This is a genomic window from Sphingosinicella humi (assembly GCF_003129465.1).
GTDB classification, from domain to species: Bacteria; Pseudomonadota; Alphaproteobacteria; order Sphingomonadales; family Sphingomonadaceae; genus Allosphingosinicella; species Allosphingosinicella humi.
The window spans coordinates 1,195,906-1,215,944 of the sequence record NZ_QFFF01000001.1 but is presented as its reverse complement, the minus strand read 5'-3'; the positions used below and the strand labels follow the sequence as shown (position 1 = coordinate 1,215,944).

The 20,039-nt window shown below is 67.7% G+C and carries 21 protein-coding genes and 1 tRNA gene; 17 read left to right on the top strand and 5 right to left on the bottom strand.

What is annotated here, in order from left to right:
* The first annotated feature begins 60 nt into the window (after positions 1–60).
* The 10 genes from DF286_RS05935 to DF286_RS05890 all read left to right on the top strand — a co-directional run bounded on the left by DF286_RS05935 (position 61) and on the right by DF286_RS05890 (position 8,893).
* The gene (locus DF286_RS05935; protein WP_146193571.1) at positions 61–378 is read left to right on the top strand and encodes a hypothetical protein; all 318 of its coding nucleotides are present in this window, start codon (positions 61–63) and stop codon (positions 376–378) included.
* A gap of 13 nt (positions 379–391) precedes the next feature.
* Positions 392–1,342, top strand: coding sequence for a bifunctional diaminohydroxyphosphoribosylaminopyrimidine deaminase/5-amino-6-(5-phosphoribosylamino)uracil reductase RibD (gene ribD, locus DF286_RS05930; protein ID WP_109270593.1), 951 nt, complete (start codon positions 392–394; stop codon positions 1,340–1,342).
* Entirely contained in the window at positions 1,342–1,953 is a 612-nt protein-coding gene (locus tag DF286_RS05925) for a riboflavin synthase (RefSeq protein ID WP_109270592.1), read from the top strand. The genes ribD and DF286_RS05925 overlap by 1 nt, the downstream gene beginning before the upstream one ends.
* A 43-nt stretch (positions 1,954–1,996) precedes the next feature.
* Positions 1,997–3,283 carry a 3,4-dihydroxy-2-butanone-4-phosphate synthase gene (gene ribB / locus DF286_RS05920; protein WP_109270591.1) on the top strand — a complete coding sequence of 429 codons (1,287 nt, stop codon included), beginning with the start codon at positions 1,997–1,999 and terminating at the stop codon, positions 3,281–3,283.
* A 2-nt stretch (positions 3,284–3,285) separates the two neighbouring features.
* The gene (ribH, locus tag DF286_RS05915; protein WP_109270590.1) at positions 3,286–3,708 is read left to right on the top strand and encodes a 6,7-dimethyl-8-ribityllumazine synthase; all 423 of its coding nucleotides are present in this window, start codon (positions 3,286–3,288) and stop codon (positions 3,706–3,708) included.
* Between the two features lie 38 nt (positions 3,709–3,746).
* Positions 3,747–4,643, top strand: a complete 897-nt coding sequence (locus tag DF286_RS05910) for a DMT family transporter (protein WP_109270589.1) — start codon at positions 3,747–3,749, stop codon at positions 4,641–4,643.
* A 52-nt stretch (positions 4,644–4,695) separates the two neighbouring features.
* The gene (locus tag DF286_RS05905; protein WP_109270588.1) at positions 4,696–5,367 is read left to right on the top strand and encodes a COQ9 family protein; all 672 of its coding nucleotides are present in this window, start codon (positions 4,696–4,698) and stop codon (positions 5,365–5,367) included.
* Positions 5,368–5,443: 76 nt separating this feature from the next.
* Positions 5,444–5,520, top strand: a tRNA-Pro gene (locus tag DF286_RS05900).
* 170 nt (positions 5,521–5,690) lie between these two features.
* Entirely contained in the window at positions 5,691–6,626 is a 936-nt protein-coding gene (locus DF286_RS05895; RefSeq protein WP_109270587.1) for a right-handed parallel beta-helix repeat-containing protein, read from the top strand.
* A gap of 200 nt (positions 6,627–6,826) precedes the next feature.
* Positions 6,827–8,893 carry a protein-disulfide reductase DsbD family protein gene (locus DF286_RS05890; RefSeq protein WP_243444737.1) on the top strand — a complete coding sequence of 689 codons (2,067 nt, stop codon included), beginning with the start codon at positions 6,827–6,829 and terminating at the stop codon, positions 8,891–8,893.
* 16 nt (positions 8,894–8,909) lie between these two features.
* Here the strand turns inward: DF286_RS05890 and DF286_RS05885 are convergent, their stop codons facing one another.
* The gene (locus tag DF286_RS05885; protein ID WP_109270586.1) at positions 8,910–10,553 is read right to left on the bottom strand and encodes an amidohydrolase; all 1,644 of its coding nucleotides are present in this window, start codon (positions 10,551–10,553) and stop codon (positions 8,910–8,912) included.
* Positions 10,550–11,416: an NAD(P)-dependent oxidoreductase gene (locus DF286_RS05880; protein WP_109270585.1), complete on the bottom strand. Its 867-nt coding sequence runs from the start codon at positions 11,414–11,416 to the stop codon at positions 10,550–10,552. Before DF286_RS05880 ends, DF286_RS05885 begins: the two co-directional genes overlap by 4 nt.
* 56 nt (positions 11,417–11,472) lie before the next feature.
* Between DF286_RS05880 and DF286_RS05875 the strand changes: the two genes are divergently transcribed.
* Both DF286_RS05875 and DF286_RS05870 read left to right on the top strand, forming a co-directional pair.
* A complete protein-coding gene (locus DF286_RS05875) occupies positions 11,473–12,711 on the top strand; it encodes a threonine ammonia-lyase (protein ID WP_109270584.1) in 1,239 nt (412 codons plus the stop codon).
* A 127-nt stretch (positions 12,712–12,838) separates the two neighbouring features.
* Positions 12,839–13,600 carry an arginyltransferase gene (locus tag DF286_RS05870; RefSeq protein WP_109270583.1) on the top strand — a complete coding sequence of 254 codons (762 nt, stop codon included), beginning with the start codon at positions 12,839–12,841 and terminating at the stop codon, positions 13,598–13,600.
* Positions 13,601–13,612: 12 nt separating this feature from the next.
* Here DF286_RS05870 and DF286_RS05865 read toward each other — a convergent pair whose 3' ends face one another.
* On the bottom strand, positions 13,613–14,398 hold the full coding sequence (locus tag DF286_RS05865; protein ID WP_109270582.1) for a proteasome-type protease: 786 nt from the start codon (positions 14,396–14,398) through the stop codon (positions 13,613–13,615).
* Positions 14,399–14,523: 125 nt separating this feature from the next.
* Positions 14,524–15,225 carry a response regulator transcription factor CtrA gene (gene ctrA / locus DF286_RS05860; RefSeq protein WP_109270581.1) on the bottom strand — a complete coding sequence of 234 codons (702 nt, stop codon included), beginning with the start codon at positions 15,223–15,225 and terminating at the stop codon, positions 14,524–14,526.
* A 172-nt stretch (positions 15,226–15,397) separates the two neighbouring features.
* Between ctrA and DF286_RS05855 the strand changes: the two genes are divergently transcribed.
* The 4 genes from DF286_RS05855 to DF286_RS05840 all read left to right on the top strand — a co-directional run bounded on the left by DF286_RS05855 (position 15,398) and on the right by DF286_RS05840 (position 18,006).
* A complete protein-coding gene (locus tag DF286_RS05855) occupies positions 15,398–16,072 on the top strand; it encodes an RluA family pseudouridine synthase (protein ID WP_243444736.1) in 675 nt (224 codons plus the stop codon).
* Positions 16,059–16,472: an alternative ribosome rescue aminoacyl-tRNA hydrolase ArfB gene (arfB, locus tag DF286_RS05850; RefSeq protein WP_109272041.1), complete on the top strand. Its 414-nt coding sequence runs from the start codon at positions 16,059–16,061 to the stop codon at positions 16,470–16,472. Before DF286_RS05855 ends, arfB begins: the two co-directional genes overlap by 14 nt.
* A gap of 25 nt (positions 16,473–16,497) precedes the next feature.
* Complete coding sequence (locus DF286_RS05845) at positions 16,498–17,007, top strand: GAF domain-containing protein (protein ID WP_109270580.1); 510 nt, start codon at positions 16,498–16,500, stop codon at positions 17,005–17,007.
* 63 nt (positions 17,008–17,070) lie between these two features.
* On the top strand, positions 17,071–18,006 hold the full coding sequence (locus DF286_RS05840; protein ID WP_146193570.1) for an RcnB family protein: 936 nt from the start codon (positions 17,071–17,073) through the stop codon (positions 18,004–18,006).
* A gap of 1 nt (position 18,007) precedes the next feature.
* On the opposite strand, the gene DF286_RS05835 is transcribed toward DF286_RS05840, so the two are convergent.
* Positions 18,008–18,463 (bottom strand): universal stress protein, encoded by a 456-nt coding sequence (locus tag DF286_RS05835; protein ID WP_109270578.1) that lies wholly within the window; start codon positions 18,461–18,463, stop codon positions 18,008–18,010.
* A gap of 184 nt (positions 18,464–18,647) precedes the next feature.
* Between DF286_RS05835 and DF286_RS05830 the strand changes: the two genes are divergently transcribed.
* Positions 18,648–19,958, top strand: a complete 1,311-nt coding sequence (locus tag DF286_RS05830) for a pyruvate dehydrogenase complex dihydrolipoamide acetyltransferase (protein WP_109270577.1) — start codon at positions 18,648–18,650, stop codon at positions 19,956–19,958.
* Positions 19,959–20,039: the final 81 nt, after the last annotated feature.

The window sequence follows — 20,039 nt, the reverse complement described above, 5'->3', positions numbered from 1 at the left end:
CGCGGAGGCGCTGCATGGCAGGGCTGGCGCTTCGGCGGCGCCGGCCCTATCTTGGCGGCCATGTCGCTCCCGCGTCCTGCCTCCCCACGCGTCCTCTGGGCGGACCTGCGCGCCTTCGCGAAGGAACGCAGCAAGGTGCAGTGGATCGCCGCCGTCCTGGCGATCGTCATGCCGGGGGTGATCCTGGTCGGCTTCTATTATGACGCGCAAACCAACATCGCGCCCGGCGAGCAGCTCATCTATGTCGAAAGCTGGAGCGCCAACCGCACCGACGCCGAGATCATCGAGGCGCAGAAGGAGCGGCAGGCGCAGGAGGATGCGATTGCCGCCGAACGGCAGCGGCAGTTCAAAGAGCTTGAGCGCCAGCTCGGCATCTGACGACAGGCGCTGGATGGCCGCGGCTGTCTCGCTCGGCGAGCGCGGCCGGGGCCGGACCGCGCCCAATCCTCATGTCGGCTGCCTGCTGGTGAAGGACGGGCGTATTGTCGGGCGCGGCTGGACCCAGCCGGGCGGGCGCCCCCATGCCGAGGCGGTCGCCCTGGCCGAGGCCGGAGCGGAAGCGCGGGGCGCGACCGCCTATGTCACCCTCGAGCCCTGCGCCCATAAGAGCCAGCGCGGCCCCGCCTGCGCCGACTCCCTGGCGGAAGCAGGCATAGCTCGCGCGGTCGTGGCGGTCGGCGATCCGGACCGCCGCACGAACGGGCGAGGTCTCGAACGGCTGCGGTCGGCCGGAATCCCGGTGACTGCGGGCGTGGAGGAGACGACGGCAGGGCGCTCGCTGGAAGGGTTCCTCATGCGGCAGCGGCAGGGCCGTCCCTTCATTACCTTGAAGCTGGCCCTGTCGATTGACGGCAAGATCGCGCTGGCCTCGGGCGAAAGCCGCTGGATCACCGCCGAGGACGCCCGCGCCCATGTCCACGGCCTTCGCGCCCGCTCCGACATGATCCTGGTCGGTCGCGGCACCTATGAAGCGGACAAGCCGCGTCTCGACGTCCGTCTGCCGGGACTGGAGGACCGCTCCCCCCGCCGCGCCATCCTGACGCGCGGCGAGACCATCGAAGGCTGGACCCGCCTTCAGAGCCCGGAGGACGTCTACACTCTTAGCGACGTCAACGACCTGCTGGTCGAGGGCGGCTCCGGTGCGGCCTCGGCCTTCCTCACCGCCGACCTCATCGACCGCATGCTCATCTACCGCGCGCCGCTGTTGATCGGCGAGGGCAAGTCGGCGCTCGGCTATATCGGCCTCGACAGTCTCGCCGCCGCCCACCGCCGATGGACCCTTTCGGACACGCGCCCGCTTGGCATCGACCGCCTCGAAGTCTACGAGCGGCAGCGCGACTGATGTTTACCGGGATCATCACCGATATCGGCCGGATCGAGGCCGTCGAGACGCGCGGCGATCTGCGCGCCCGGATCGGCTGCGGCTATGACATGGCGGACGTCGATCTCGGCGCGTCCATCGCCTGTTCGGGCGTCTGCCTGACGGTGGTCGACAAGGGCGAGAATTGGTTCGCGGTCGACATTTCCGGCGAGACGCTGAGCCGGACGGTGCCCGACATGTGGGCGGAAGGGCGGCCGCTCAATCTCGAGCGGGCGCTGAAGGTCGGCGACGAACTGGGCGGCCATATCGTCACCGGCCATGTCGATGGCCTCGGCGAGGTCGACTCGGTCATGGAGGCGGGCGGCTCCACCCGAATCACTTTCATCGCCGGCGATGAAGTCGCGCCCTACCTCGCGGCCAAGGGTTCGGTGTCGATCGACGGCGTGTCGCTGACGGTCAACGAAGTCGAGAATCTCTCCAACGGGGCGCGCTTCACCGTCAACATCATTCCTCACACAGCCGCGCAGACCACGCTGGGTGGCCTGCGCGAAGGCGCCAAGGTCAATATCGAGATCGACATCCTCGCCCGTTATCTCGGCAGGATGATGGAGCTCCGCGCCAGCCGGATGTGATTTTCCGTTGGCGTCTCACATTTCGGTGTGATAGCGGCGCGCCATGAGCACGATATTGATCGATCGGCTGAGCGAACTGGTGACATCCGGCGAGATGTCGCGCGCCGGCCTCGCCCGCGCCGCCGGCCTTCATCCCAACTCGCTGAGGAAGCTTGGCGATATCGACTGGAACCCCACCGCCGACACGCTGGTGAAGCTGGAGAAGTTCCTCGCCAGCGGCAGCCGGGGCGTGATGGCGACTCCGGAGCAGATCATCGATGAGGCGCGCAACGGCCGCATGTTCATCCTGGTCGACGACGACGACCGGGAGAATGAAGGCGACCTCGTCATCCCCGCGCAAATGGCGACTCCGGACGCCATCAACTTCATGGCCAAGCATGGGCGCGGTCTCATCTGCCTGGCGCTGTCGAAGGCGCGGGTCGAGCAACTCGGCCTCGGGCTGATGAGCCGTCACAACGGCACGCGGCACGAAACCGCTTTCACGACGTCGATCGAAGCGCGCGACGGTGTCACCACCGGCATCTCCGCCGCCGACCGCGCGCGCACCATCTCGGTGGCCATCGATGCCTCCAAGGGTCCGGAGCATATCGTCACGCCCGGCCACGTCTTCCCGCTGGTGGCGAAGGAGGGCGGCGTGCTGATCCGCGCCGGCCATACCGAGGCTGCGGTGGATGTGGCGCGGCTCGCCGGGCTGAACCCGTCCGGCGTGATCTGCGAGATCATGCGCGAGGACGGCACCATGGCCCGCATGGACGACCTTATCGCCTTCGCCCAGCTTCACGGCCTCAAGATCGGCACGATCCGCGATCTCATCGCCTATCGCCTGAAGAAGGACCATCTCGTCGAGCAGACTGCCGAGGCGCGGTTCGAGAGCCGCTGGGGCGGGACCTGGACGGCGAAGAGCTTCCTCAACAAGGCGCTCGGCAATGAGCAGGTGGCGTTGGTCAAGGGCCATATCGACCCCGACACGCCGACTTTGGTCCGCATGCACGCGCTCAGCCTCTTCTCCGACGCCTTTGCCGAGGCGGGACAGCGCGGCGGCCTGCTCGAAGGCGCGATGAAGATCATCGGGGAGGAAGGCTCGGGCGTGATCGTCGTCATCAACCGCCCGATGCCGAACGCCCTTTCCACCGCCCTCAACCACCGCGCGGGAAAGAGCGCCGGCGGCGCCGAGCAGCTCCGCGACTATGGCGTCGGCGCCCAGATCCTGTCGGCGCTGGGGGTGCAGGAGATGATTCTCCTCACCAACACCCACCATACGCCGGTGGCGCTTGACGGCTACGGCCTGTCGATCGTCGGCGAGCGGCCGATCCCGTCGGGCGAGGCCTGAGCATGGCCCGGATCCTTATCGTCGAGGCGCGCTTCTACGATCATCTGAACGACTTCCTGCTCGAGGGTGCCCGCGCGGCGCTGAGGGGCCATGAGGTCGAGGTGATGACGGTGCCAGGCGCGCTCGAAGTGCCGGGCGCGATCGCGCGCGCCGCCGAGACGGGCCGCTATGACGGCTATGTCGCCCTTGGGGTGGTCATTCGCGGCGAGACATATCATTTCGAGATCGTCGCCGGCGAAAGCGCGCGCGGACTGATGGCGCTCAGCCTCGACGGCCTCGCCATCGGCAACGGCATCTTGACGGTCGAGGATGAGGCCCAGGCGCTGGCCCGCGCCCGCCCCGACGACAAGGACAAGGGCGGGGAGGCCGCCCGCGCCGCGCTGGTGATGATCAACGTCGGCGCCCATTTCCGAGCCATTGCTTGACGGCGACGAGGGGCGGGGCCTAGCGGCCCCTGATCGCCATGCCCCACCCGACCGACTCCTCCGCCAGCCGTGCCGGGCGCCATGCCTTTGCGGCACTGATCGTCGCCAACCTGTTCCTGGCGCTGGGGCCCTGGATGGTCCGGCTCGCCGACGTCGGCCCTGTGGCGGCGGGGTTCTGGAGGCTGGCGCTCGCCGTTCCGCTGCTGCTCGTGCTGGCGTGGCACGGCCCCGGACGCCGCGCCCGCCCGGAATGGGGCATCGTCGTGATGGTCATCCTCGGCGGCCTGTTCTTCGCCGCCGATCTCGCCGCCTGGCATTACGGGATCCTGCGCACCAAGCTCGCCAACGCCACCCTGTTCGGCAATTCGTCCAGCTTCCTCTTCGCCCTCTACGGGTTCATCATGATGCGGACGCTGCCGAAGGCGATGCAGGCGGGCGCCTTCGCACTCGCCGTCGTCGGAACCGCCCTCATGCTGGGCAACAGCTACGAGCTTTCGCCGCGCCATTTTGCCGGAGACCTGTTCGCGATCCTCGCCGGCTTCTTCTATTTCCTCTACCTGGTGGTGATCGATCGGGCGCGAAAGCGGCTGGGGCCGATGCAGGTACTCGCCCTGGCGACGACGACGGCCGCACTGCCCATGCTCCTCTTCGCCCTGGCGCTGGGAGAGACGGTGATGCCGGAAAACTGGGCGCCGCTGGTCTTCCTGTCGATCAGCAGCCAAGTGATCGGCCAGGGCCTGCTCGTCTACGCCATGGGTCACCTCAGCCCCGTTATCGTCGGCATTGCCCTGCTCACCCAGCCGGCGGTGACGGCGCTGATCGGCTGGCTCGCCTATGACGAGCGCCTCAGCGCCACCGACCTGTTCGGCGCTCTGCTCATCTGCGTCGCCCTGGTGCTGATCCGGCTGCCGGCGCGCGAGTCGAAGGCGGAATGAACTTGTATCGCAGCGTCCCGAGACACATGTAGGGCGCGATCGGAGACGCCGGATGACCCAAGCCCCCATTCCCCCGGGCGAGATGACCCTGGACGAGCTGCGCGCCGCCCTGGCGCCTCTGATACCCGCTCATGCCGCCTTCGACGGCTGGAGCGACCAGGCGCTGGCCATGGCCGCCGCCGAGCTTGGCATTCCGGCCGAGCGGGCGAAGCTCTGCTTCCCCGGCGGCGCGGTGGAGATGATCGATGCCTGGTTCGATGCGATCGACCGCGCCATGGCCAAGGCCTGGCCGCTGGAGCGCATCTCGAAGCTCAAGATTCGCGAGCGGATCCGCGATCTCGTGACCTACCGCATCGAGGTCGTCCATCCGCACAAGGAGGCGCTGCGCCGCGCCTTTGCCATTCTCGCCCAGCCTCAAAACGCGATGACGGCCGCGAAGCTCGCCTGGCGCGCAGCCGATCGGATGTGGCGCATCGCGGGCGACACCTCGACCGACTTCAACCATTATAGCAAGCGCGGCATCCTTTCGGCCCTCTATACGTCGACCATGCTCGTCTATTTGGACGACGACAGCGAGAATCTGCGCGAGACTCGCGGCTTTCTCGACCGCCGCATCGACGACGTGATGCGTTTCGAGAAGTTCAAGGCGAGCTGGCGCGGCAGCCGCGAGCGCCTCCCCAGCCTCAGCCGCTTCCTCGGTCGCCTACGCTATCCCGCGATCTGATCGGCAGCGGTCGTGCCGGTGAGCGTCGGCGGCGCTTGCCATGGACGCCGCGGCATCCTAGATGCGCCCCTCTGGTCGGGGCGTAGCGCAGCCTGGTAGCGCATCACACTGGGGGTGTGGGGGTCGCTGGTTCGAATCCAGTCGCCCCGACCATCATTCGAGCAAATCGATCCAGGGGATCGATTTGCTCGAACGATCCGCCGGGTGGCGCTCCGAGACGGGCTCCGCATAACCTTTGCCCTATCCGTCCCGCCTTGGGGCAGCGCCGTCATTTACCTTCATTCGCCATCGACTCCCGTGCTCGCGTGAGTCACCCGAGACGAATGAGACATGTCCTCGCTCCGATCGCCCTCGCCCTTCTGGCCGGCACGGCCGTCGCCCAACCCGCCACGGCGTCGTTCGTCGTGCAGGAGCAGGGACGCGGCTATCCAAGTCTCCAGGACGCGGTTGATTCGATCGCCGGCGGCAGCGGGACGATCCTGATCGCGCCCGGCACCTATCGCGAATGCGCGGTGCAGGCGGCAGGAACGGTCGCCTATGTGGCGCGCGAGCCGGGCACCGTCGTGTTCGACGGCGGCATCTGCGAGGGCAAGGCGGCCCTGGTGCTGGGCGGCCGGGCTGCGCGGGTCGAGGGGCTCACTTTCCAGAACATGCGTGTCGCCGACCGCAACGGTGCCGGCATCCGTATCGAGCGAGGCGATCTCAGCGTCTCCGAGACGCTGTTCCGCAACAGCGAGCAGGGCATCTTGTCCGCCAGCGACCCGTCCGGAGCGATCCGCATCGATCGATCGACCTTCTCGGGCCTGGGCGGGTGCGAGGACGGGCACGGCTGCTCCCATTCCATCTATATCGGCGATTATGGCCGGCTGATCGTCACCCGATCGCGCTTCGAACGCGGCACCGGCGGCCATTATGTGAAGAGCCGGGCGCCAAGCGTCGAGATCATGGATTCCAGCTTCGACGACACGCGCGGGCGCTCGACCAACTACATGATCGACCTGCCGAATGGTGCCACGGGCAGGATCGCCGGCAACACCTTCGTCCAGGGCCAGGACAAGGAGAATTACAGCGCCTTCATCATGGTCGCGCCGGAAGGCGCCGGGAACAGCTCCGACGGTCTCTCCATCACCGGCAACATCGCCTCGATCGCGCCGGGCATCGACCGCCGCACCAGCTTCGTCGCCGACAAAAGCGGCGATTCGATCCAGGTCGAGGGGAATCGCCTGGGACCGGACATTAAGCGGTTCGACGCGCGGTAACGCCACGTCATCCCGGCGAAAGCCGGGACCCAAGAACACGGCTTGCAAATAGAAGCGCCGACCCGGCCGAGTTGCTTAGCCCTCGAGCTTCGATGTTCTTGGGTCCCGGCTTTCGCCGGGATGACGGGGGCGGGGAAGTGCGTCATCGCGAGATTTCCGCAAGACATGATGAAACGGCGCGGCGATGCTATAGGCGCAGCATGAATCGGCAAGCGGCTTCTCTGCGATCCCTGGGTCTCATGCTGGCGGCATGGGTGGCGGTGCTGATCGGCTCGGGGGCCGCGGCCCAGTTGCCGGCGGGCGAGAATGCCATCGCGGTGCGGCTGGTGGCGGAAGATTCCACGCCGGCGGCGGGCGAGACCGTGACGCTCGCCTTCGTGATGACGCCGAAGGAGGGCTGGCACGGCTATTGGCAGAATCCGGGCGATGCCGGCGTTCCGCCGAGTGCCGAATGGACCTTGCCCCAGGGCGTGACGGCGGGGCCGCTCCAGTTCCCGGTGCCGGAGCGGCTGACGATCGCGGGCCTCATGAACTATGTCTATGAAGGACCCTATGCCCAGCTGGTCGAGCTGGATGTGCCGGAGGGGCTGACGCCCGGCACGCCGCTGCCGCTCCGCGCCCGCCTCGACTATCTCGCCTGCACCGATGAGATCTGCGTACCGCAAAGGGCGAACGTCGCGCTCGATCTGACGGTCGGCGAAGCGGGCGGGGTGCCGGAGCGGCGCGCCGAATTCGACGCCTATCGCGAGGCCCTGCCGCGCCCGCTCGGCAGCGAGGCCCGGTTCGAGCGGGCGGACGGCCGCTTCCGGCTGGCCGTGCCGATTCCGGCCTCGATGGAGGTGGGCGACGCCTATTTCTATCCGGCCACCGAAGGCGCGGTCGATTATGCCGCCCCGCAAAGCGTCAGCCGCAGCGGCGATACGCTCATCGTCGAGACTGCGGCGGGACGCGAGGACGCACTCGGCGCCGTCGAAGGCGTGCTCGCGCTGGGCGGCGGACAGGGGCTGGCGCTTACCGCCACGCCCGGCACCGTCCCGCCGGCGGGCGTGGCGCTCGATGCGGAAGCACAGAGTTTCGGCGGCGGAGCGCTGCTCGCGGCGCTGGCGGGCGCGTTGATCGGCGGGCTGCTGCTCAACATCATGCCCTGCGTGTTTCCGATCCTCAGCCTCAAGGCGCTGAGCCTCGCCAAGATCGGCGGCGACGAGAGGGCGGCGCGCCACGAGGCGCTCGCTTATGCCGCCGGCGCGGTGCTGACCTGCCTGCTGCTGGGCGGAGCGCTGCTCGGACTGCGGGCCGGCGGCGCCGCGGTGGGCTGGGCCTTCCAGCTCCAGGACCCGCGTGTCATCCTCTTCCTGCTGCTGCTGGTGACCGGCATTTCGCTCAACCTGGCCGGCCTTTTCGAACTGCCCTCGCTCGCCATCGGCAACCGGCTGGCGAAGAGCGGCGGCAATGCCGGCGCCTTCTGGACGGGGGCGCTGGCGGCATTCGTCGCGACTCCCTGCACCGGGCCCTTCATGGGCGCGGCGCTTGGGGCGGCGTTGGTTCTGCCGACCTTGGCGGCCCTGGCCGTCTTCGCCGGACTGGGGCTGGGGCTCGCTTTGCCCTTCATCCTCATCGGCTTCATTCCGGCGCTGCGCCGGAAGCTGCCGAAGCCGGGGCCGTGGATGGGGCACTTACGGCGCATCCTGTCGCTGCCGATGTTCCTCACCGCGTTGGGGCTGGCCTGGATATTGGGGCGACAGTCGGGCGTCGACGGGATGGCGCTGGGGCTGGCGGCAACGCTGGTGCTGGGCCTGGGTCTGTGGTGGGTCGGGCGGCGCCAGGGCGGCGGCCGTGCCTGGCTCCCGCTCGCGCCCGCCGCCGCGGCGGCCCTCGCAGCCGTGATTTTCGTGCCGAGCGCCCATGCGCCCGCCGTCGCCCGCGCCGAAACCACGCTGGAGGCCGAGCCGTTCAGCGAAGCGCGGCTGGAGGCGCTGAGGGCCGGTGACCAGCCGGTGTTCGTCTATTTCACGGCCGACTGGTGCGTGACCTGCAAGGTGAACGAGAAGGTGGCGCTGGAGCGGCAGGAGGTGGCGGAGGCGTTCGAAGCGCGCGACGTCGCCGTCCTCGTTGGCGACTGGACGAGGAACGACCCGGCGATCGGGCGCTTCCTTGCCAAGCATGGCCGTAGCGGCGTGCCGCTCTACCTTTATTATGCGCCGGGCGAGGCGCCCGAGATGCTGCCGCAGATACTGACGCCCGACCGGCTGATCGAGACGGTCGGCTGATCCGCCCCCGCTTCCTCTAGTCCCGCTCCCACATCTTGCGCCCGCCGATCCAGGTTTCGAGCACCTGGGTGTCGCGGATCTGCTCAGGGGTGGAGCGGAAGATGTCGCGGTCGAGGAAGATGAAGTCGGCGAGCTTGCCCTTCTCAAGGCTGCCGAGCCGGTCCTCGGCGAAGCCGGCATAGGCGGCACCCGTGGTGAAGGCGGCGAGCGCCTCCGACAGGATCAGCGTCTGCTCGGGCATCCAGCCGCCGGGCGGCTGGCCCTGGGCGTCCTCGCGCGTGATGGCGACGGCGAGGCCGGGGAAAGGATTGGGCGATTCGACCGGGAAGTCAGAGCCGAAGGCGAGCGGCACGCCCTTTTCCAGCATGCTCCGCCAGGCATAGGCGCCCTTCAGCCGGTCGACGCCCATGCGCGCTTCGGCCATGCGCCAGTCGGACGCCTCGTGGACCGGCTGCATCGAGGCGATGATGCCGTGCTCGGCGAAGCGGGGCAGGTCGGCGGGATCGACGATCTGGGCATGCTCGACGCGCCAGCGGCGGTCGCCTTCATAGGTGTCGGCCAGCTCCTCGATCGCGCCCAGCAGCTGGGCGTTGGCGGCGTCGCCGATCGCGTGGACCGCGACCTGGAAGCCGTCCATGGCGGCGCGGCTCATCAGGTTGCGCAGCATCGTGTCGGAGAGAAAGCCGAGGCCACTTTCGGCCGGCGCGTCGGCATAAGGCTGCTTGAGCCAGGCCCCGCGCGAGCCCAGCGCGCCGTCGCTGTAGAGCTTGACCCCGACCATCCTGAGCTTGCTCTCGTAGAGCCAGGGCGTCGGTTCGGTGCCCGCCACGGCGAGCAGCGGCTCCAGCCCGGACGAATAGGAAAGGATGCGCATGCGCAGGCGGCCATGGTCGCCGGCACGGCGAATCACCGCCCAGTCCTCGGCGCTCGTGCCCATGTCGGCGACGGCGGTGATGCCGACGGAGAGGAGAGCCTCCTGCGCCGCCAGGAATGCACGGTCCCGGACGATCGGCAGCGGCGGCGGCACGACCTTGGCGACCAGCTCGGACGCGGCGTCGACGAAGATGCCCGAGGGCTTGCCGTCGACCTTCTCGACGATGCCGCCCGGCGGCGATTCCGTCTCGGCGGTGATGCCGGCTTCCGTCATGGCGGCCGTGTTCGCCCAGCCGGCGTGGCCGTCCACGCGCTCCAGCCAGACCGGCCGGTCGGAGACGACGGCGTCGATGTCGGCGGCGGTGGGAAAGCCGCCGAGGCCCCATTTCTCCTGGTTCCAGCCGCGCCCGACGATCCAGCGAGGGCGGGGATTGGCCGCGGCATAAGCGGCGATCTTCGCCTGCGCTTCCTGCAGCGAGTTGGTGTCCGAGAGATCGAGGGTGAGGGCCGCGACGCCCAGGCCCATGACATGGCCATGCGCGTCGATGATGCCGGGGATCAGCGTCCGCCCCTCGCCGTCGAGCCGAAAGTCGACGCCCTTCGGATCCTTGTCGCGGCCGGAGAGAAGGTCCTTCACCCGGCCATCGTCGCCGATCAGCATGGCGCGGAAACGGACGACCTTGTTGTCTTCGTCCAGCGTATAGCCGTTGACGTTGTCGATGAGCGTATCGGCGGACGCCGCCTGAGCCAGGAACAGGGCCGCGAGCGCGGCCAGAAGCGTCTTCATTCGGTCAGCCTTCTGATAAGCGAAGAGGTGTCCTGCCGGCTGCCACCCATCGCCTGGACGTCGGCGTAGAATTGATCGACGAGCGCCGCGACCGGCAGCCGCGCGCCATTGGCCCGCGCCTCCTCCAGCGCGAGGCCGAGGTCCTTGCGCATCCAATCGACGGCGAAACCGAAATCGAACTCGCCCGCGTCCATCGTCTTCCAGCGATTGACCATCTGCCAACTCTGCGCCGCGCCGCCCGACACGGCCTCGAACGCCTTTTCCGTGTCGAGCCCGGCCGCCTTGGCGAAATGGAGCGCCTCGGACAGGCCCTGGACGACGCCGGCGATGGCGATCTGGTTGACCATCTTGGTGAGCTGCCCCGCCCCCGCCGGCCCGACATGGACGATGCGGCCGGCATATGCCTGCATCAGCGGCTGGGCGGCGGCGACGGCGGCTTCGGTGCCGCCGCACATGATCGACAACTGGCCGTTCTCCGCCCCGGCCTGGCCGCCGGACACCGGCGCGTCGACCGAGGCGATGCCGCGCTTGCGGCCTTCGTCGGCGACGCGGCGGGCGATCTTCGCCGAGACGGTGGTATGATCGATGAAGAGGGCGCCGTCCCTCATGTTCTTGAAGGCGCCGTTGGGACCGAGGGTGATGGCCTCCACGTCCGTGTCGGTGCCGACGCATGAGATGACGGCATCGACCCCGGCCGCGGCCGCGGCGGGCGTGGCGGCGGCGCTGCCGCCGTGCCGGCTCACCCAGTCGCGCGCCTTTTCGGGGCTGCGGTTGTAGACGGTGAGCATATGCCCCTTGGCCGCGAGGTGGCGGGCCATGGGCGCGCCCATCACGCCCAATCCGATGAAAGCGATCCTTGCCATGGATGAGGACGCATAAGGCGTGTTTGCCTGCCGCGCCAGATGGTCTACTCGGAGCCATGGCCGCGCGCGCAGAAACCGAACACCGTCCCGTCACCCTGGAAGACATCAAGGCCGCCGCCGCGCGCATCGAAGGCGCGGTGGTGCGCACCCCGACGATGCTGAGCCGCACCCTCTCCGAGGCGACCGGCGCCACGGTCTATGTGAAGTTCGAAAATCTCCAGTTCACGGCCGCCTACAAGGAGCGCGGGGCGCTCAACAAGCTGCTGCTGATGGACGAGGAGAAGCGCGCGCGCGGCGTCATCGCCGCCTCGGCCGGCAATCATGCCCAGGCGGTCGCCTATCATGGCGCGCGGCTCGGCGTCCCCGTCACCATCGTCATGCCGAGGCCGACGCCCACCATCAAGGTGATGCAGACGGAAGGGCATGGCGCCACCATCGTTCTGCACGGCGAGCTGTTCGACGAAGCTTATGCCCATGCGCTGAAGCTCGCCGAAGAGCGGGGGCTGACCTTCGTCCATCCTTTCGACGATCCTGAGATCATCGCCGGCCAAGGCACCGTGGCGCTGGAGATGATCGAGGACGCGCCGGAGATCGACACGCTGGTCGTCCCGATCGGAGGCGGCGGCCTCATCTCGGGCGTCGGAACGGCGGCCAAGGCGATGAAGCCGGACATCCAACTCATCGGCGTCGAGGCCCAGCTATATCCTTCCATGTATTGCAAGGTGACCGGCTGCGATCTTCCGACCGCGGGCGACACGATCGCCGAAGGGATCGCGGTGAAGGCGCCGGGCAAGCTCACCGCGGGCATCGTCAAAACCCTCGTCGACGAAATCCTCCTCGTTCCCGAGCGTGACATCGAGACGGCCGTCAGCCTGCTCCTCCAGATCGAGAAGACCGTCGCCGAAGGCGCCGGTGCGGCCGGGCTGGCGGCGCTGCTTACCCATAAGGCGCGCTTCGAGGGCCGCACCGTCGGCCTCATCCTCACCGGCGGCAATATCGACACGCGGCTGCTTGCCACGGTGCTGCTGCGCGATCTCGCCCGCTCCGGCCGCATGGCCCGCCTCCGGATTGAGCTTCAGGACCGCCCCGGCGCGCTCTTCTCGGTGGTGAAACTGTTCGAGCAGCATCAGATCAACATCGTCGAGATCTACCACCAGCGCGTGTTTACCTCGCTCCCGGCCAAGGACGCCTTCATCGACATCGAGTGCGAAGCGCGGGACGCCGCGCACCTCGAGGGTCTCGTCACCAGCTTGCGCGAGGCGGGCTTCACGCTGCATCCCGTTGAGATTCACTAAACCGCACGTCCCGGAGTGAAACGGGAGTCGATTAACTTAGATTCCGACGAGTCCCGCTCTTTCCAACGGAACCGGGAATGCGCATAAAGATTCCAGTTACCATTGATCTCTTCCTAGTGGAGCGTCAGTGAGCGCACCGTTTCGCTTTCCCCGTTTCTTCGTGACGACGCCGTCGCCATGCCCCTATTTGCCGGGCAAGACCGAGCGGAAGGTATTCACGGAGCTGAGCGGCCAGCATGCCGCCGAGTTGAACGACGCGCTCGGCCGGATCGGCTTCCGCCGCAGCCAGGGCGTCGCCTATCGGCCGAGCTGCGCCGACTGCTCGGCCTGCGTCTCGGTTCGCGTCATCGCCGGCGAGTTCCAGCCGAGCGCGACCCAGCGCAAGATGCTGCGCCGTCATGCCGATCTCGAGGTCACCGCCTGCAAGCCTTGGACGACCGAGGAGCAGTATGAGTTGCTCCGCCGCTATTTGAAGGCGCGCCACCCCGGCGGCGGCATGGCCGACATGGACGAGAGCGATTTTTCCGACATGGTCGAGCAGAGTCCGGTCAAGACCTACGTCGTGGAATATCGCGAACCGTCGGTGGGCGGCCGCCCCGGCCGGCTCGTCGGCGCCTGCCTCACCGACCAGCAGGCCGACGGACTGTCGATGATCTACAGCTTCTTCGAGCCCGAGGATCACGAACGGCACGGCCTCGGCACCTACATCATCCTCGACCACATCACCCGCGCCGCCCGCGCCGGGCTTCCCTATGTCTATCTCGGCTATTGGGTCGAGGATGCCAAGCGCATGGCCTACAAGGCCAATTTCCGCCCGCTGGAGCGGCTCGGCCCCGACGGCTGGCGCCGCTTCGAACCCGACCAGAAGGAACTGCCGCTCAGCCGGTAAGGCGTTCCCGGCTCACGCGGCCCCTCTGCCTCTTTGCTGTTCCTCGCCGCCATAGCCCACCATGAAGGGCGGGTCGGGAATGGTCAGGGTGGCCTGATGCAACATGCGCGCCCAGCGCAAGGACATGTCGTTGAAATATTCGTCGTCGGGCTCGATCCGGCGGGTGAGTAGCGGCAGCGATCGATCTCGCGCCATCACCACCATGTCGAGCGGCCGGGCGACGCCGAGATTGGAGCGCATGGCCGAATCGAAGGAAAGGAAGGCGATCTTCACCGCGTCGGGAAGCGGCATCTCCATATCGACGCTGCGATCGAGGATCGGCCGGCCATATTTGGTCTCGCCGATCTGGAGGAACGGCGAATCGGGCTGGCATTCGATGAAGTTGCCGGCCGCGTAGATCAGGAACAGCCGCGGCGACTCCTCGCCTATCCGACCTCCGAGCAGGAAGGAGACCGAGCTGTTGATGTGGATCGCCTCCAGGGCGGCGCCCACCTTGCGATTGATGATCTGGACCGCTTCGCCGACCAGTTGAGCGGCCCGGAACATGGAGGTGACGGCGGCAAGCCTGCGCGGCGCCTCCTCCTTATCCTCGGGTGGGAGCCCCTCCTCCAGCAAGGCGATCACCGACTGGCTGACCGAGAGGCTGCCCGAGCTCGCCGCGAAGACCTGCCGGTCCGGGCCTTCGGCGAGACAGTGCAGCTTCTTGTAGCAGGAGAAATTGTCGACGCCCGCATTGGTCCGCGTGTCGGCGATCAGCACCAGGCCGGCATCGAGCAGCATTCCGAGGCAATAGGTCATCACGCGTCCCGCTCGTCATGGCGATCGGATCACCAATGCACGAACGCGCTGGCGGCTCCCAAAAAGAAGGCCGGCCCCGTCGGGGCCGGCCGTCACAAACACTGCGATGGACACTCAGGCGGCGATCAGGCGACCTGAACCTGTTCGACCTCCTCCGGATCGCGCAACACATAGCCGCGGCCCCAGACGGTCTCGATATAATTGTCGCCGCTACAGGCGAGCGACAGCTTCTTGCGGAGCTTGCAGATGAAGACGTCGATGATCTTCAGCTCCGGCTCGTCCATCCCGCCATAGAGATGGTTCAAAAACATTTCCTTGGTGAGGGTCGTGCCCTTGCGGAGCGACAGCAGCTCCAGCATCGCATATTCCTTGCCGGTGAGGTGCACGCGGGCGCTGTCGACCTCGACCGTCTTGGCGTCGAGGTTCACGGCGAGCTTGCCGGTCTTGATCACCGACTGGCTATGCCCCTTGGAGCGGCGCACGACCGCGTGGATGCGAGCGACCAGCTCGTCGCGGTGGAAAGGCTTGGTGACATAGTCGTCGGCGCCGAAGCCCAATGCGCGAACCTTCGAATCCATCTCGCTGACGCCCGAGAGAATCAGGACCGGGGTTCCGACCTTGGCGGTGCGCAGCTTCTTCAGCACGTCGTAGCCGTGCATGTCCGGGAGGTTCAGGTCCAGGCAGATGATGTCGTAGTCATAGAGCTTGCCGAGGTCCAAGCCCTCTTCGCCCAGATCGGTCGTATAGACGTTGAAGCCTTCGGCGCTCAGCATCAGCTCGATGCTCTTGGCGGTCGTCGGCTCGTCCTCAATCAGCAGCACACGCATAGGTTTACCCCCTCGCTCGCGGCTCCGACCCAAAGGCCCATGGAACCCGGTAACCTTGGTTAACCACGCGATAAATGAAGTTAAAAGGTTAATTCGCCGTAAACGGCATTGTTTCAGGTTTCGCCGCGGCCTCCGTTGCGCCCTTGCAACAGCCGTGGCAGGGGCGGAAGCCATGCAGGACAAGGCGGCTATGTGGGACAAATATGTCCTGTTCATCGACGGCGAGGCGATCGTCATCGACAAGCCGGCGGGCCTGGCAGTCCACCCGGGCACGCGGACGCGCGAGAGCTTTGAGGATTATCTGAAGCATTTCCGCTTCGGCTTCCGGCGCGAGCCGCTCCCCGTCCACCGGCTCGACCGGGACACGTCCGGCTGCCTGCTCCTCGCCCGCAACCCCAAGGCGCACAAGCGCTTCCAGCGCGCCTTCGAGGAGAAGAAGGTGGCGAAGACCTATGTGGCAGTGCTCGACGGGGTGCCGGAGGCGAGCGAGGGCACGGTCGACATGCCGCTCGGCAAGGTGTCGAGCGCCGAGGAGGGCTGGAGGATGGTGAACGATCCTAAGGGGCGGCCTTCCCTCACCCGCTGGCGGGTGGCCGAAGTGCGGGACGGGCGGGCGGTGGTGGTCTTCACGCCCGAGACCGGGCGCACGCATCAGCTCCGAGTCCATGCGGCCGATGGGATCGGGATTCCGATCGCGGGCGATCCCGTCTATGGCGCCGGCAAAGGGCCGATGCTGCTCCATGCCCTGTCGCTGCGCGTCGAGCGCGACGGAAAGGCGCCGATCGAGGCGACCGCGCCGCTGCCGCCGACCTTCGTCAATGCCGGTTTCGGCGATGTCCAGCTCTGAACCCTTCCGCATCCCGGAAGAAGCGCTGAGCGAAAGCTTCATCGCCGCCAGCGGGCCGGGCGGGCAGAATGTCAACAAGGTCGCCACCGCCGTCCAGCTCCGCTGCGACGTGTTCAAGCTCGGCCTGTCGCCTTACGCCTATAATCGCCTGAAGGAACTGGCCGGGAGCCGCATGAACTCGGCCGGGGAGGTCGTGATCACCGCCCGCAGCTATCGCACGCAGGAGGCAAATCGCGAGGATGCCCGGGCGAGGCTGGCGGAACTGATCGCCAAGGCCCATATCCGGACCCCCAAGCGGATCAAGACCAAGGCCAGCCGCGCCGCCAAGGCGAAGCGGGTGGATGCCAAGACCAAGCGCGGCGCCGTCAAGGCCGCTCGCGCCAGGCCGAGGCTGGACTGATCCTCATCGCGTGGAGATTGGAAAAGTGTTCGATTTCAAGATCGCCGCCTCGGACAAGAGCGAGCTCTACCACCAGCTTCACGATGCGGCCGACGCGCTGACGGCCGGCGAGCCGGATCCGATCGCCAATATGGCGAACGTGGCGGCGCTTCTCTGGGAGGGGCTCCCGGACCTCAACTGGGCGGGCTTCTATCGCGCTGTCGATGGTGAGCTGGTGCTCGGGCCGTTCCAGGGCCGGCCGGCCTGCATCCGCATTCCCCTCGGCAAGGGCGTCTGCGGCACCGCCGCCGAGACCCTGGAGCCGCAATGCGTCGAGGACGTGAACGCCTTTCCCGGCCATATCGCCTGTGACAGCGCCTCCGCTTCGGAGCTGGTCGTGCCGATCGTGCATGACGGACGGCTGATCGGCGTGCTCGACCTCGACAGCCCCCGCACCGGCCGTTTCGACGCCGAGGACCTCGAAGGCTGTGTCAAAGTGGTACGGATGCTCGCGCCGCGACTGGCCGGCGCGACAAAGGCGACCGCTTCCCTTTAAAAAAGTGTAAACTGCTCCTCGCGCGCCCGCGGGGGCGGCTTCGCACAAGCAGGGGACGCGAGGATGACGAAGCTGGCGATTCTTTCCTTGGCCGCGGCCGGGCTGGCCCCGGCGAGCCTGATGGCGCAGACGGTGGCGCCGCCCGAGCCTTGGCAGGACGTTCCGGACGTGGAGCTGGAAGTCCCCGCGACTCCTCCCGTCAATCCCGTGGCCCCCCCGCGGCCTTCGCCGCCGCCGGGGGTGACGTGGCAGCGCCCGGTCGCTCCGGCGCCTATCCCGGTTCGCCCGGCGCCGACACCCGCGCCGCAGGCTCAGGTCGCTCCGCCGGCACGAGTGGCTCCGGCCCCGGCTCCGCCTGCTCCGGCGCGCGTGGTATCCGTTCCAATGCCGCCGCCAGCGGTGGCGGTGCGGACCGCGCCTCCCGCGCCCGTGGCCCCGCGGGTGCCGCGGGTCGAGCGAGGCTTCATCATGCCGCCTTATTGGATGGACCCGCAGTTCGATGTGCGCGCGTGGGACGCCTACGGCTTCGCCGCGCCCGCGCCGGACCAGCGCTGGCTACGCTATTATGACCAGGCGCTGCTGGTCGATCGCTACGGCCGTGTCATCGACGTGCGTCATGACGTCGATTGGGGCCAGCGCCGCGAAGCCTGGGCCTATGATCCGCGCGGGGTGCCGGTCTATGTCGGCGATGGCGACTTCTACCCGGACGCGGACGACTATACCTATGTCGACGGCTACGACGACGACCCCTATGACTATGTTTACGGCGGAAGCTGTGAGGCGACCTATGGTCCCGGCCCTTATCCGCCTCCTGCCTGCTTCCAGGGCGGCTATCCTCCTTATGGCTACGGCTATGGCTGGGGCGGCGTGACGATCACCGAGACGACCGTCACCACCCAGGGCTGCTGCGCCGAGCCGCAGGTGGTGGTGAAGGAATATCCCGCCAGGAAGGTTCGCCACTACAAGCGCAAGCGCGCGCCCCGGGGCGAGAAAGGCTGAGCTAGCTCAGCCGGTCGAGCGCCTCGTCGCTGAGCTGGCCGGGGACGATCACCAGCGGACAAGGCAGGCTGCCCGCCGCCGCTCCGGAGAAGTGGCTAACGAGCGGCCCCGGCGCGCCTTCCGCCGCCGCGCCGAGGACGAGCGCCGCGATATCCTCACGCTCCTTGAGCAATTGGGTGACGGCTTTCACCGAATCGCCTTGGCGGACGGTGATGGAAGGGGTGAGGCCGGCCTCCTCGACGATCGCGCCGGAGGCTTGCGCCACCATCGCCTCGGCGCGCAGCTTGGCTTCCTCCTCCATCGCCGCCTGCACGCCGCCCCATTGCGAGAACTCCTGGGGCGGAATCAGGGCCAGCAGCTCGATCCCGCCGCCGGTGCGCGCTGCCCGCCGCGCCGCATAGCGCAATGCCGCGCGCGATTCCCGCGTTTCGTCCATGACCACGAGATAGGTCCGCATCAGCCCTCCTGCGAAACGGGACGGTGCGTCATAACGGCGGATCGCGCAACCCCGCGGCTGGGTCCATCAAAGGGCAGGCTCCAGCCGACTGCCCGGCAGGCCGGCCGCCAAGGTCGGGCTTGACCCCGCGCGTCCGCTGCTGTTTGGACGGGGCGCCCCGCACAGCAGAGGAAAGCCGCTTCCCATGCCCATCGAGCTTAAGATGCCCGCCTTGTCCCCCACGATGGAGGAGGGGACGCTCGCCAAATGGCTGGTCAAGGAGGGCGACACGGTCTCTGCGGGCGATCTCCTGGCGGAGATCGAGACGGACAAGGCGACGATGGAGTTCGAGGCGGTGGATGAGGGCACGATCGCGAAAATCGTGGTGCCGGAGGGGACGGACGGCGTGAAGGTCGGCGAGGTGATCGCCGTCATCGCGGGCGAAGGTGAAGACGCCGGCGCGGCCGCACAGGCGCCGAAGGCGGCGAAAGAACCTGTTGCCAAGGAAGGCGGCGAGACGGGGGCGGGTCAGCCGGCGAAGGAAGAAGCCGCGCCAACTCCGAAGGCCGAAGCCAAGCCGGCTCCGCAAGCGGCTCCCAAGGCCGACACCGGCGATCGCGTGAAGGCGAGCCCCCTCGCCCGGCGGCTGGCCGAGCAGAAGGGCGTGGATCTTTCAAGCCTCACCGGCTCCGGCCCCGGCGGCCGGATCGTGAAGGCGGACATCGACGCCGCCACCGGCGCGCCGAAGAAGGCGGCAGCGCCCGCAGCGGCTCCCGCAGCCGCGCCGACCCCTGCAGCAGCTCCCGTCGCAGCGTTGGAGACAGAAATTCCGCACGAGGCGATCAAGCTTTCCAACATGCGTAAGACGATCGCGCGCCGCCTCACCGAGTCGAAGCAGCAGATCCCGCACATTTACCTCACCGTCGACATCCAGCTCGACGCACTGCTGAAGCTCCGGAGCGAGCTTAACGAGAGCCTCAAGGGCCGGGGCTTAAAGCTCAGCGTCAACGACATGCTGATCAAGGCGCTCGCCGTGTCGCTGATGGAAGTGCCGGAGTGCAACGTCTCCTTCGCGGGCGACCAACTCTTGAAGTTCCAGCGCGCCGACATTTCGGTCGCCGTCTCGATCCCGAACGGCCTCATCACGCCGATCATCGTCGGCGCCGACACCAAGGCCTTGTCCGCCATCGCCACCGAGATGAAGGACCTGGCCGGCCGCGCCAAGGAGGGCAAGCTCCAGCCCCACGAATATCAGGGCGGCACGGCGTCCATCTCCAACATGGGCATGTTCGGCATCAAGGCTTTCGATGCGGTGATCAACCCGCCCCAGGCGATGATCATGGCGATCGGCGCCGGCGAGAAGCGGCCGTACGTGGTGAATGACAGCCTCCAGATCGCCACCGTGATGAGCGCCACCGGCAGCTTCGACCACCGCGCCATCGACGGCGCCGACGGCGCCAAGCTGATGCAGGCGTTCAAGCGGCTGGTCGAAAATCCGCTGGGGATGCTGGCCTGATGTACGATGGAGATCCTCGCCCCTCCCCCCTCGTGGGGGAGGGGTTGGGGAGAGGGGGGCGCTCGGCTGCGCAGCGGGCGA

What these genes read in the sequence shown, in the direction of transcription:
- ctrA (WP_109270581.1), bottom strand. Translation starts at nt 15,225, where the DNA reads ATGCGTGTGCTGCTGATTGAGGACGAGCCGACGACCGCCAAGAGCATC.
- DF286_RS05935 (WP_146193571.1), top strand. Translation starts at nt 61, where the DNA reads ATGTCGCTCCCGCGTCCTGCCTCCCCACGCGTCCTCTGGGCGGACCTG.
- DF286_RS05865 (WP_109270582.1), bottom strand. Translation starts at nt 14,398, where the DNA reads ATGACCTATTGCCTCGGAATGCTGCTCGATGCCGGCCTGGTGCTGATC.
- DF286_RS05855 (WP_243444736.1), top strand. Translation starts at nt 15,398, where the DNA reads ATGCAGGACAAGGCGGCTATGTGGGACAAATATGTCCTGTTCATCGAC.
- DF286_RS05835 (WP_109270578.1), bottom strand. Translation starts at nt 18,463, where the DNA reads ATGCGGACCTATCTCGTGGTCATGGACGAAACGCGGGAATCGCGCGCG.
- DF286_RS05840 (WP_146193570.1), top strand. Translation starts at nt 17,071, where the DNA reads ATGACGAAGCTGGCGATTCTTTCCTTGGCCGCGGCCGGGCTGGCCCCG.
- DF286_RS05875 (WP_109270584.1), top strand. Translation starts at nt 11,473, where the DNA reads ATGGCCGCGCGCGCAGAAACCGAACACCGTCCCGTCACCCTGGAAGAC.
- DF286_RS05890 (WP_243444737.1), top strand. Translation starts at nt 6,827, where the DNA reads ATGAATCGGCAAGCGGCTTCTCTGCGATCCCTGGGTCTCATGCTGGCG.
- ribD (WP_109270593.1), top strand. Translation starts at nt 392, where the DNA reads ATGGCCGCGGCTGTCTCGCTCGGCGAGCGCGGCCGGGGCCGGACCGCG.
- arfB (WP_109272041.1), top strand. Translation starts at nt 16,059, where the DNA reads ATGTCCAGCTCTGAACCCTTCCGCATCCCGGAAGAAGCGCTGAGCGAA.
- DF286_RS05895 (WP_109270587.1), top strand. Translation starts at nt 5,691, where the DNA reads ATGAGACATGTCCTCGCTCCGATCGCCCTCGCCCTTCTGGCCGGCACG.
- DF286_RS05885 (WP_109270586.1), bottom strand. Translation starts at nt 10,553, where the DNA reads ATGAAGACGCTTCTGGCCGCGCTCGCGGCCCTGTTCCTGGCTCAGGCG.
- DF286_RS05925 (WP_109270592.1), top strand. Translation starts at nt 1,342, where the DNA reads ATGTTTACCGGGATCATCACCGATATCGGCCGGATCGAGGCCGTCGAG.
- DF286_RS05880 (WP_109270585.1), bottom strand. Translation starts at nt 11,416, where the DNA reads ATGGCAAGGATCGCTTTCATCGGATTGGGCGTGATGGGCGCGCCCATG.
- ribH (WP_109270590.1), top strand. Translation starts at nt 3,286, where the DNA reads ATGGCCCGGATCCTTATCGTCGAGGCGCGCTTCTACGATCATCTGAAC.
- ribB (WP_109270591.1), top strand. Translation starts at nt 1,997, where the DNA reads ATGAGCACGATATTGATCGATCGGCTGAGCGAACTGGTGACATCCGGC.
- DF286_RS05830 (WP_109270577.1), top strand. Translation starts at nt 18,648, where the DNA reads ATGCCCATCGAGCTTAAGATGCCCGCCTTGTCCCCCACGATGGAGGAG.
- DF286_RS05905 (WP_109270588.1), top strand. Translation starts at nt 4,696, where the DNA reads ATGACCCAAGCCCCCATTCCCCCGGGCGAGATGACCCTGGACGAGCTG.
- DF286_RS05910 (WP_109270589.1), top strand. Translation starts at nt 3,747, where the DNA reads ATGCCCCACCCGACCGACTCCTCCGCCAGCCGTGCCGGGCGCCATGCC.